This window comes from Marisediminicola senii, assembly GCF_011057645.1.
GTDB classification, from domain to species: domain Bacteria; phylum Actinomycetota; class Actinomycetes; order Actinomycetales; family Microbacteriaceae; genus Marisediminicola; species Marisediminicola senii.
Genome location: NZ_JAALGE010000070.1, coordinates 1 through 9,806, shown reverse-complemented (window position 1 = coordinate 9,806; position 9,806 = coordinate 1). Strand labels below are relative to the sequence as shown.

The window sequence follows — 9,806 nt, the reverse complement described above, 5'->3', positions numbered from 1 at the left end:
CCCCCGCGGCCCCCGCGCCCCGGGTCCCCCTTCGCCAGGCCCCGCACCCCGACGATGTCCGCGGTGCGGTCGGCTGTCGTCGCGGTCCCCCCGGTCGTGCCGGCGACGCGTGCGGCGGACGCGCTGGCAGGCGCCGGGGTGGATGCCGCGGCCGCAGCCACGCCGTCGCCGCCCGCACCGCCACCGACGACGTCCCCGCCGCCGGCACCGCGGAACCCGACGATCGCGCCCCCCGCGCGAGCGCGCACGGCGGCGACACTGGGAGCTGCGGCCACGAGTGCCTTGGTGTACGGGTCCTGGGGGTCAGTGAGGAGTCTCTGCGCCGGGCCCGACTCGACGATGAGTCCCTTGTTCATGACGACGAGCTGCGAGGCGCGCTCTGCGGCGAGGCCGAGGTCGTGGGTGATGAGCAGCATGCTCGTGCCGTGCTCCGCGGTCATGCGGTCGATCTGGTCGAGGATGGTGCGCTGCACCGTCACGTCGAGCGCGCTGGTCGGCTCATCGGCGATGAGCAGCTTGGGCGAGCACGCCATGCCGATCGCGATCAACGCGCGCTGGCGCATGCCGCCCGAGAACTCGTGCGGATACTGGTTGGCACGCTCGGCGGCGTTCGGCAGCCCGGCGGCGGTGAGCACCTCGACGACCTTCTGGTCGACGGTGCGCCGGGTCGCCTTGCCGTGCACGAGCAGCGTCTCCGCCACCTGCGTGCCGATCTTCGACACCGGGTTGAGGTTCGACATCGGGTCCTGCGGCACGAGGCCGATCTCGGCACCGCGGATCGCTCGCATGCCCGACTCCGGCATGCCGATGAGCTCATGCCCGGTGAACTCGACGCTGCCGCCGGTGATGACGCCGTTGCCGGGCAACAACCCGATCACCGCCATCGCGGTGGTCGACTTGCCCGAACCCGACTCGCCCACGATCGCGAGCGTCTCGCCGTGCGGAATGTCGAACGACACCCCGCGCACCGCCTCCACCATGCCGCCGGTCGTGCGGAACGAAACGGCCAGGTCGCGAACGCGCAGCAGGGGCGCCGAGGGGGTGTCCATTCCCCTATCCTGCCGTAGCGGCGCGTGCCCAGGCGCCCGGCACCGCCCACGACACGAACTAGCGTGGGCGCATGAGAACTTCCATCGCCCTCACCATCGCGGGCGCCGCCGTCGTGGTCGCCTCGCTCACGATCGTGCTGGTCTCCGGCGTGCTCTCTGCGCCGCCCGCCGAGGCCCCGACCGAGGAGTTCCCTGACGGGCCGACCGTCGCCTTCTACGGCGACTCGTACACGCTCGGCACCGGCGCGAGTGACCCGTCGCAGCGCTGGTCGACCATCATCAGCCGGGACCGCGGCTGGAACGAGTTCAACCCGAGCGTCAACGGCCTCGGCTTCGTCACGAACCGCGGCGGCGCCGCAGGCGACGGCGACATCCTCGACCAGATCATCGAGCGCGGCCCCGACATGGTCATCGTCACGATGGGCCTCAACGACAACTTCTCGTTCGCCACCCGCGCCGACGACATTGAGGCGCAGATCCCCGCCGACCTCGAACGCCTCCGCGACGCCCTGCCTGATGCGCGCATCATCGTCGTCGAACCGTTCTGGTATACCGACGAACGGCCGGAGTCGGTCGACACCATCATCGGGTGGGTGATGGATACCGCGGCCGCCGTCGACGCGGAGCGCATCACTGGCGCGTCCCGCTGGATCGAGGGCCGCCCCGACTGGATCGCCGCCGACGGCCTGCACCCCAACGACGAGGGATACGCCGCCATCGCCGAGCGCATGGACGCCGAACTGCAGCGCCTCGGCCTCTGACTCCGCCTCGCACACCGCAGGGCAGCAGCGCCCCCGACACCTGCGCCACACGGGTGAACGCCCTCTTGCGAGCCTGATAACGAATCGGATGCGAACACCCAGTCACCCCCGCGTAAACTGTCCTGGTGAGTAGCCAAGATCCGATCGACGTCGCCCTGATCGGCGGCGGTGTCATGAGCGCGACCCTGGGCGCCCTCATCAAGCAACTGCAGCCGGACTGGAAGATCACGATCTTCGAGAAGCTCAGCGACGTCGCCAAGGAGTCGTCCAACCCCTGGAACAACGCCGGCACCGGGCATTCCGCCCTCTGCGAGCTCAACTACACGCCAGAGCTCCCCGACGGCAGCATCGACATCGCGAGTGCCGTCAGGGTCAACGAGCAGTTCCAGGTGTCGCGTCAGTTCTGGTCGCACCTGGTCGCGAAGGGCCTGCTTCCCGACCCGCAGGCGTTCATCAACCCCGTGCCGCACATGAGCTTCGTGTGGGGCGAGACCAACGTCGAGTACCTGCGCAAGCGCTACCTCGCCCTCAAGGACCACCCGCTCTTCGCCGGCATGGAGTACAGCGAAGACCCCTCGGTCATCCGCTCCTGGGCACCGCTGCTGGTGCCCGGCCGCAGCAAGGCGCAGCGCTTCGCCGCCACCCGCTTCGAGGCCGGCACCGACGTCGACTTCGGCGCGCTCACCCGCGGCCTCTTCGACTACCTCACCGACAACGGCGCGGAGCTCAAGACCGAGCACACCGTCACCTCGCTCAAGAAGAAGCGCGACGGCAGCTGGAAGATCGGCCTCAAGCACGAGATCGGCGGCACCAAGCACTTCGAGAACGCGCGGTTCGTGTTCGTCGGCGCCGGTGGGGGAGCCCTCTCGCTGCTGCAGAAGTCCGGCATCCCCGAGGCCCGCGGATTCGGCGGATTCCCCGTCAGCGGGCAGTTCCTCCGCACCGACAACCCCGAGATCGTGGCGCGGCACAAGGCCAAGGTCTACGGCAAGGCCGCGGTCGGCTCGCCCCCGATGTCGGTTCCGCACCTCGACACCCGCGTCGTCGACGGCGAGGCCAGCCTGATGTTCGGCCCGTACGCCGGATTCAGCCCCAAGTTCCTGAAGACCGGCTCGTTCATGGACCTGCCGCTGTCCATCCGCCCGCACAACATCCTCCCCATGCTCGCCGTGGCGAAGGACAACATGGACCTCACCTGGTACCTCGTCACCCAGGTGCTCGCGAGCAAGGGCAAGAAGTTCGAGGCGCTGCGCGAATTCATGCCCAACGCCGACCCCAAGGACTGGTACCAGATCACCGCCGGCCAGCGAGTGCAGGTCATCCGCAAGGACAAGAAGAAGACGGGCGTGCTGCAGTTCGGCACCGAGGTCGTCGCGGCGAAGGACGGCACCATCGCGGGCTTGCTCGGCGCATCGCCCGGCGCATCCACGGCCGTTCCCATCATGCTGACCATCCTCGAATCGTGCTTCCCGAATCGAATGGATGCCTGGGCTCCCGTCATCGCGCAGATGATCCCGAGCTACGGCAAGAAGCTGGCCGACGAGCCGAGGCTAGCCGAAGCGACGCTGTCATCCACCGAATCGGTGCTCGCCATCGCCTGAGCGGGTCACCCTGCGTCCGCGGGCGGCGTACCCGTGCGTGCCGGTGGCGTGCCGTCCGCATCGACGGCCCGGCCTACCCCGTTTGGGGCACAAATGGGTGCGGCCGCAGCATCCACACCCCTTGTTTCGGGGGATGTCTCGCCCCTAAAAGGGTACAGATCGCCGCGCCGCGTTCCGTTAGCGTGAAGCGGGGCTGATCCTCGAGGAAGCAGGCAGTGACATGACCGGCACGACCGGACGCAGGGTTCGAATGGCGATTCTCGACGACCACGAGATGCTGCTCGACAGCATGAGCAGTTGGATCAAGGCCAACGCTCCCGACTTCGACCTGACGCTGAGCGCCCTCACCTGGCTGCAGCTCGTGCACAGCGAGAACTTTCCGACCGAGCTCGCCCTCATCGACTTCCAGCTCAGCGAACCGATCTCGATCGAGGCACGCGTGCGCACCTGCCGGGCGGCCGGGGCCAAGGTCATCGTGCTCAGCGGGCTCGACGACGACGAGTCGCGCGAGCGGGCGCTGCGGGCCGGCGCCGCAGCATTCCTGTCGAAGACCGTGCCGATGGTCGAGGTGATGGATGTCGCGCGCTCCGTCATGGGCATCGCCAAGGGTATGTACGAACCGCAGGACTGGCGGCCGCTGCCCGGCGGCGCGATGGTGCTCACGCAGCCCAAGTTGAGTAGCGGCGAGACCACAGCGCTTACGCTGTATGCATCGGGGTTGAGCACCATCGAGGTCGCGCAGCGCATGAACGTGCAGTACGAGACAGCAAAGACTTACCTCCGCCGGGTGCGCGAAAAGTACACCAGGGTGGATCGACCGGCCAGCAAGAAGACGGACCTCATCCGACGAGCTGCCGAGGATGGATATCTGCAGTAGTGGCAAAGCTCTACTTTCGGTACGGCGCGATGAACAGCGGCAAGAGTACGGCGATGCTCCAGGCGGCGTTCAACTACGAGGAGCGCGGCCAGCAGGTCCTGCTGGCCAAGCCCCAGGTCGATACCAAGGGCGACTCCGCGATCGTCTCCCGGCTGGGGGTCAGCCGCTCCGTCGACTTCGTGCTCTCGCCGGATGCGGACGCCTGGGAGGCCTTCGAGGCGCAACGCGCGAGGGTGCTCGCCGAGACCGGCCGTGAGGTCAGCTGCCTCCTCGTCGACGAGGCGCAGTTCCTCAGCGAGACCCAGGTCGACGACCTGCTGCGCATCGCCATCCAGCACGGCACCCCGGTGCTCGCCTACGGAATCCGCACCGACTTCCAGACCGTCGCCTTTCCCGGAAGCCGGCGGCTGCTCGAGATCGCGCACTCGCTCGAAGAGCTCAAGACCATCTGCCGCTGCGGTCGCAAGGCGGTCTTCAACGCGCGCAAGGTCGGCGACGCCTTCGTGTTCGACGGCGACCAGGTCGCGATCGACACCTCGATGGAAGCGGAGCGTTCCGCCGACGCCGTCGTCGGCTACGAATCGCTGTGCGGCGCATGCTACCTCGACGAGAGCGGCGGCGTGCTCAACAGCGGCCGCCGCGCCCGGGAACACATATAGGGTTGACCCTGCCTGGCGAGACGCTCCCCACGTTGTCGCACCCCCACAGGCACGACCGTCCGCGTTCCCCAGCGCGCTCATTCCCGAGGATCACCCGAGATGCTTACCCCTTTCTTCGTCGCGCTCGCGACCCACGATGCCGCGTCGGCGGCCATCGCGACCTACACCGCCGCCTCCGGCACCAGCGTTCCCGCCGTCATCGGCATCACGACCGGTGGCGCGGCGGTGTTCCTGCTCATTTACGTGCTGGTGCAGGCCGCGGCGCGCAAGAACATGAACTGACGCCGCGACGGGCTGGCCGCGTGACGGGCTGACGCCGCGCAGGGAATGCGACACCCCACCGCTGGCGTTGAGCCTGACCATGACGACAGCGAACCCGACCGACCACACCCTGCCCACGATCGGCATCCTCGGTGCGGGCAAGGTCGGCACCGTGCTGGCGCGCCTGCTGGTTGCGGCCGGCTACCGCGTCGACATCGCCGGATCCGGTGACGTCTCCCGGATCGCCCTCATCACCGAGATCCTCACGCCGGGCGCGCACCCGGTGACCGCGGCCGAGGCGGTCAGGGATTCCGACATCGTCATCCTCGCCCTTCCCCTCGGCAAGTACCGCAGCATTCCGCAGCGCGAGCTGGCCGGCACGCTCGTCATCGACGCCATGAACTACTGGTGGGAGGTCGACGGCATCCGGGACGACCTCACGGATCCCCGTGTGCCGTCGAGCGAGCGGGTGCAGCAGTTCCTGCCCGAATCCCGCGTCGTGAAGGCGTTCAACCACATGGGCTACCACGACCTCGACGCAGGCTCCCGCCCCGCGGGCTCGCCGGAGCGCAAGGCCATCGCTCTCGCGGGCGACGACGAGCGCGACATCGAGATCGTGGAGCGGCTCATCGACTCCATCGGATTCGACCCGGTGCGTGCGGGAACCCTCCACGACAGCATCAGCCTCGAACCCGGCAGCGAGCTGTTCGGTGCCAACACCTCCGCGGAGGGGCTGCGCGCGGCACTGGAGCGTTTTCCACGGTCGGAACGGGGCCTGTCGGTGCAGGAGGCTCGCGCCGCCTGAGTGACGCCGGCCGCGGCATCCACTTGGCTCGATCGACTGCGCGTTAGCCGCCAGGCTGCGAATCGGCCCACAACGACGAAACGCCCTCCTTGTGGAGGGCGTTTCGTGTTGCTGCCGGTGATTCACCTGTGTCGGGGTAGCGGGATTTGAACCCACGACCTCTTCGTCCCGAACGAAGCGCGCTACCAAGCTGCGCCACACCCCGATCACGCCGTCAGAACCCGGGGGTTCCTCTGGTGCCTACCCAGAATAGCTGAAATCGTCACCGGTCAAAGTCAGCAGCACCGCTTCGGGCTTGCAGGCGAAGCGAACCGGGGCGTAGATCGACGTTCCGAGGCCCGCGGAGACGCTCAGGTAGGCCGCGCGACGGGCGTGGTGCCACAGGCTGAGGCCACTCGCCTGTTCGCGCGGGATGTCGCAGTTGGTGACCAGGGCGCCGTACCCGGGCACGCACACCTGGCCGCCGTGGGTGTGGCCGGCGAAGATGACATCGGCCCCGTTCGTGACGAGGGAGTTCAGCACTCGCTGGTACGGCGCGTGGGTGACCCCGATCGACACGACCTCCGAGGCGGAGGCGTCGTCGCGCCAGCCGACGTTCTCGCGCAGGTCGTCGAGCGCCCCCGGGATGCGGTCGAGGCGGTCGTAGCCGAGGTGCGGATCGTTCACTCCGACGAACTCGAGGTTCGACCCGCGGATGGTCATCGCGCGGGCCGTGTTGTTGAGGTCGAGCCAGCCGAGGTCGGTGAAGAACGACTCGAGGCGCCCGGTATCGAGCGTCGACGGTCGGCGGGGCCTGCTCGACGGGCCGCTGAAGTAGGTGAACGGGTTCTTGGCCTGCGGGCCGAAGTAGTCGTTCGACCCGTTGACGAAGACACCGGGAACGCCGCGGAACGGCTCGAGCGCGTACTCGATGCCGTCGATCCCGTCGGCGTGACCCAGGTTGTCTCCGGTGTTGACGATCAGGTCGGGCTCGAGCACGGCGAGGCTGCGCACCCACTCCTGCTTCGCGGCCTGCCACGGGGCCATGTGGAGGTCGGAGAGGTGCAGCACCGTGAGAGGACGCGCGCCGGGGGCGAGCACGGGGAGGGTCTCCTCGCGCACGGTGAACGAGTTGCGTTCGACGAGCGCGCCCCAAGCTACGGCGCCGACCCCGAGCGCGGCGGCGGCGACGAGGCCGCCGGTCGCGCTCCGGGAGGCGCTGCTCACGAGCAGTCCGGTGCGGCGCCGTCAGCCATCGCGCCGCCGTTGACGTTCAGCGTGATGTCGACGTCGGTCGATCCGCCGGTGCCCCCTGCGGGGTCACTGCCGGTCACCTGGCACCGCTGGGCGTCGTCTCCCTGCGTGTAGACGAAGCTGACCCTGGCGGGGTCGTACCCGGCCTCCTCGAGCGTGCCGATGGCGTCGCGCTGGCTCTGCCCGGCGAGATCCGGCACGGTGGCGGCGAGCGACCCGTCGCTGACCGAGACCGTGATCGGCGCTCCCTGGCTGGCGAGGGTGCCCGCCGGCGGGTTGGTCGCGGCGACCTGGCCGGCCGGGCGCTCGGATGCGACGGTTCCGCCGTCGACGTAGTCGAAGCCGAGGCGTTCGAGCTGCTGGCGGGCCGCGGTCGGCGTCTGGCCGATCAGCGACGGCACGGTGACGCTGGACCCGTTGAGGAGGGCGCGCGGCGGGTCGGGGAACTCGACCGTGTTGGCGTAGAGCGGGCTCGCGTTGAGCGCGGCCATGATCGGGCGGGCGATCGCGTAGCGGATGTCGCCTGCCCTGACGCCGCCGACGTTGATGCGACGCAGGTTCTGCTTGCCGACGATGTTGCCTACCCAGACAGCGGTGGCGACCTCGGTGCTGGACTCGACCATCCAGGTGTGGAAGGCGTCTGCGGTTCCGGTCTTACCGATCAGGGCTGTGCCGTCGCGCGGGTTCGCCCGGGCTCCGGTCCCGTTCCCGGTCATGACGCCCTCGAGCGCATACGCCGCTGCTGCGGCGACCTCGGGGGCGATGGCCTGCGAGCACTGGGCGTTCTGCCCGGCGAGCTCGGTGCCGTCGGCGGCGACCACACGGTCGACGGCGATCGGCTGGCACAGGATGCCGCCACTGGCGACAGTGGCGTAGGCGTTCGCGATGCTCAGCGGGGCGACCTCGTCGGTGCCGAGCACGATCGACCCGAAGGTCTGCAGCTCGTTGCCATCTGCACGGTGCACGCCCATCGCCTTGGCGGTGTCGCGGATGTCGCACAGGTCGAGCTGCCCGGCCATGCTGTAGAACGCGGCGTTCACGGAACCCGCGGTCGCGCGCAGCACGTTCATGCGGCCAGCGTCTTGCCTGCTGTCGTTGAACACCGGGAACGGGGCGTTTCCGGGGGCGCACTCAGACGGCAGCATCCGGTTCGTGTAGGTCTTCTGGGCGCCATCGACGGACTCCTGGAGGCCGCGGCCCTGCTCGAGCCACTCCACGAGGGTGAACAGCTTGTAGGTCGAGCCGGACTGGAATCCGGAGGATCCGCCGTATTCCTGGTCGGTGTTGAAGTTGACCGCGGTGGCCGTGGGCCCGCCGCCGTCGGCGCTGTCGTTGAACTCCTTGTTCTGTGCCATCACGACGATGCGGCCGGTGCCGACCTCGACGGTGGAGACGGCGGAGCCGAGCTGGAACCGCGACTCGTCGGCGGGGGCATTCGCCATGACGACATCGGTCGCGTTGGCCTGCTGGTCGAGGTCGATGGTCGTGTAGACGTCGTAGCCGCCGCGCTTCCAGTTCGCCTGGCGCTCCTCCGGAGTCGCTCCCAGCGCTTCGAGGTTCTTGATGTTCTTGATGACGTAGTCGCAGAAGTACTTCGCGGCCGTCGCGTTGATGCATCCATTCGCCGGCTCCGAGAGCAGCACGGTGGTCTCGTTCACCGGGGTGGCGATGGCCTCGTCGTACTGTTCCTGGGTCACCATGCCCTGGTCGAGCATGTTGCCGAGGATGGCGTCGCGGCGCCCCTGGTTGCGTTCCCAGTTCTCGGGGTTGCCGGGGTTGCGCAGGTTCGGGGTCTGCACGATGGCGACGAGGCTCGCCGCCTGCGCGAGGGTGAGGTCCTTGGCGCTGGTGGAGTAGTACTGCTGGGCGGCGGACTCGATGCCGTAGGTGTTGCCGCCGTAGCCGGCGATGTTCAGGTAGCCGAGGAGGATCTGCTCCTTGGTGTAGCGCTTCTCCAGCCCGATGGCGAGCTTCGCCTCGCGGAGCTTGCGGTCGATGGTGCTCTCCTGCGCGGCGTTGTATGCCGCCATGCGCTCTTCCTCGGTCTCGAGGGTCAGCGCCTGCTGGATGAAGAGGTTCTTGACGAGCTGCTGGCTGAGCGTGGATGCGCCCTGCGTCGAGCTCGACGTGATGTTGTTGACGGCGGCTCGGGCGATCCCGGCCACGTCGACCCCGCCGTGCTCGTAGAAGCGCTCGTCTTCACCGGCGACCGCGGCGTCCTTGGCGAACTGCGACACCTCGTCCCAGGCGACTTCCTGCCGGTTCTGGTCGAAGACCTGCGCGAACGGCACCTGCTGGCCGCCCTGGGTCGCCCACAGGGTGTTGCGCTGCGACTGCTGGTCGATGGTGATGTACTCGGGCAGGTCCTCGAAGATGCCCACCGTGCTGTTGGCGGTCGCCGTCGTGACGGCGAGTGCTGGAGTGATCATGGCGGGGGTGGGAAAGCCCCCCCCGGCCGTCTCTTTTACTCAACTCCCTCCCCCCCCCCCGCCCCCGCAACTCGGATTCCCGCCTTTTCTTTTAAAAAAAAAAAAATCTACACAGGAGACGGTCCTGTGAG

General features: G+C 68.5%; 9 protein-coding genes and 1 tRNA gene. 6 read left to right on the top strand and 4 right to left on the bottom strand.

The window, feature by feature from the left end; genetic code table 11:
- Positions 1-1,049, bottom strand: a 1,049-nt coding sequence (locus tag G5S38_RS14610; protein ID WP_165070170.1) for an ABC transporter ATP-binding protein, incomplete at its 3' end; no start/stop codon positions are given.
- 71 nt (positions 1,050-1,120) lie between these two features.
- Between G5S38_RS14610 and G5S38_RS14605 the strand changes: the two genes are divergently transcribed.
- From G5S38_RS14605 to G5S38_RS14580, 6 genes are all read left to right on the top strand, one after another.
- Positions 1,121-1,810 carry an SGNH/GDSL hydrolase family protein gene (locus G5S38_RS14605; protein ID WP_165070168.1) on the top strand — a complete coding sequence of 230 codons (690 nt, stop codon included), beginning with the start codon at positions 1,121-1,123 and terminating at the stop codon, positions 1,808-1,810.
- Between the two features lie 122 nt (positions 1,811-1,932).
- Complete coding sequence (locus tag G5S38_RS14600) at positions 1,933-3,411, top strand: malate:quinone oxidoreductase (RefSeq protein ID WP_165070176.1); 1,479 nt, start codon at positions 1,933-1,935, stop codon at positions 3,409-3,411.
- Between the two features lie 220 nt (positions 3,412-3,631).
- The gene (locus G5S38_RS14595; protein WP_235929103.1) at positions 3,632-4,288 is read left to right on the top strand and encodes a DNA-binding response regulator; all 657 of its coding nucleotides are present in this window, start codon (positions 3,632-3,634) and stop codon (positions 4,286-4,288) included.
- Positions 4,288-4,947, top strand: a complete 660-nt coding sequence (locus G5S38_RS14590) for a thymidine kinase (RefSeq protein WP_165070165.1) — start codon at positions 4,288-4,290, stop codon at positions 4,945-4,947. The genes G5S38_RS14595 and G5S38_RS14590 overlap by 1 nt, the downstream gene beginning before the upstream one ends.
- Positions 4,948-5,046: 99 nt before the next feature.
- The gene (locus G5S38_RS14585) at positions 5,047-5,229 is read left to right on the top strand and encodes a hypothetical protein (protein WP_165070163.1); all 183 of its coding nucleotides are present in this window, start codon (positions 5,047-5,049) and stop codon (positions 5,227-5,229) included.
- Positions 5,230-5,308: 79 nt separating this feature from the next.
- A complete protein-coding gene (locus tag G5S38_RS14580; RefSeq protein ID WP_165070161.1) occupies positions 5,309-6,013 on the top strand; it encodes an NADPH-dependent F420 reductase in 705 nt (234 codons plus the stop codon).
- 131 nt (positions 6,014-6,144) lie between these two features.
- On the opposite strand, the gene G5S38_RS14575 is transcribed toward G5S38_RS14580, so the two are convergent.
- The 3 genes from G5S38_RS14575 to G5S38_RS14565 all read right to left on the bottom strand — a co-directional run bounded on the left by G5S38_RS14575 (position 6,145) and on the right by G5S38_RS14565 (position 9,675).
- Positions 6,145-6,218: transfer RNA gene (locus G5S38_RS14575), tRNA-Pro, on the bottom strand.
- A 35-nt stretch (positions 6,219-6,253) separates the two neighbouring features.
- A complete protein-coding gene (locus tag G5S38_RS14570) occupies positions 6,254-7,219 on the bottom strand; it encodes a metallophosphoesterase (protein ID WP_165070159.1) in 966 nt (321 codons plus the stop codon).
- On the bottom strand, positions 7,216-9,675 hold the full coding sequence (locus G5S38_RS14565) for a transglycosylase domain-containing protein (RefSeq protein ID WP_165070157.1): 2,460 nt from the start codon (positions 9,673-9,675) through the stop codon (positions 7,216-7,218). Before G5S38_RS14565 ends, G5S38_RS14570 begins: the two co-directional genes overlap by 4 nt.
- Positions 9,676-9,806: the final 131 nt, after the last annotated feature.

Excerpts from the sequence above, each read along its gene's own strand:
- G5S38_RS14565 (WP_165070157.1), bottom strand. The coding sequence starts at position 9,675 with ATGATCACTCCAGCACTCGCCGTCACGACGGCGACCGCCAACAGCACG.
- G5S38_RS14585 (WP_165070163.1), top strand. The coding sequence starts at position 5,047 with ATGCTTACCCCTTTCTTCGTCGCGCTCGCGACCCACGATGCCGCGTCG.
- G5S38_RS14595 (WP_235929103.1), top strand. The coding sequence starts at position 3,632 with ATGACCGGCACGACCGGACGCAGGGTTCGAATGGCGATTCTCGACGAC.
- G5S38_RS14605 (WP_165070168.1), top strand. The coding sequence starts at position 1,121 with ATGAGAACTTCCATCGCCCTCACCATCGCGGGCGCCGCCGTCGTGGTC.
- G5S38_RS14580 (WP_165070161.1), top strand. The coding sequence starts at position 5,309 with ATGACGACAGCGAACCCGACCGACCACACCCTGCCCACGATCGGCATC.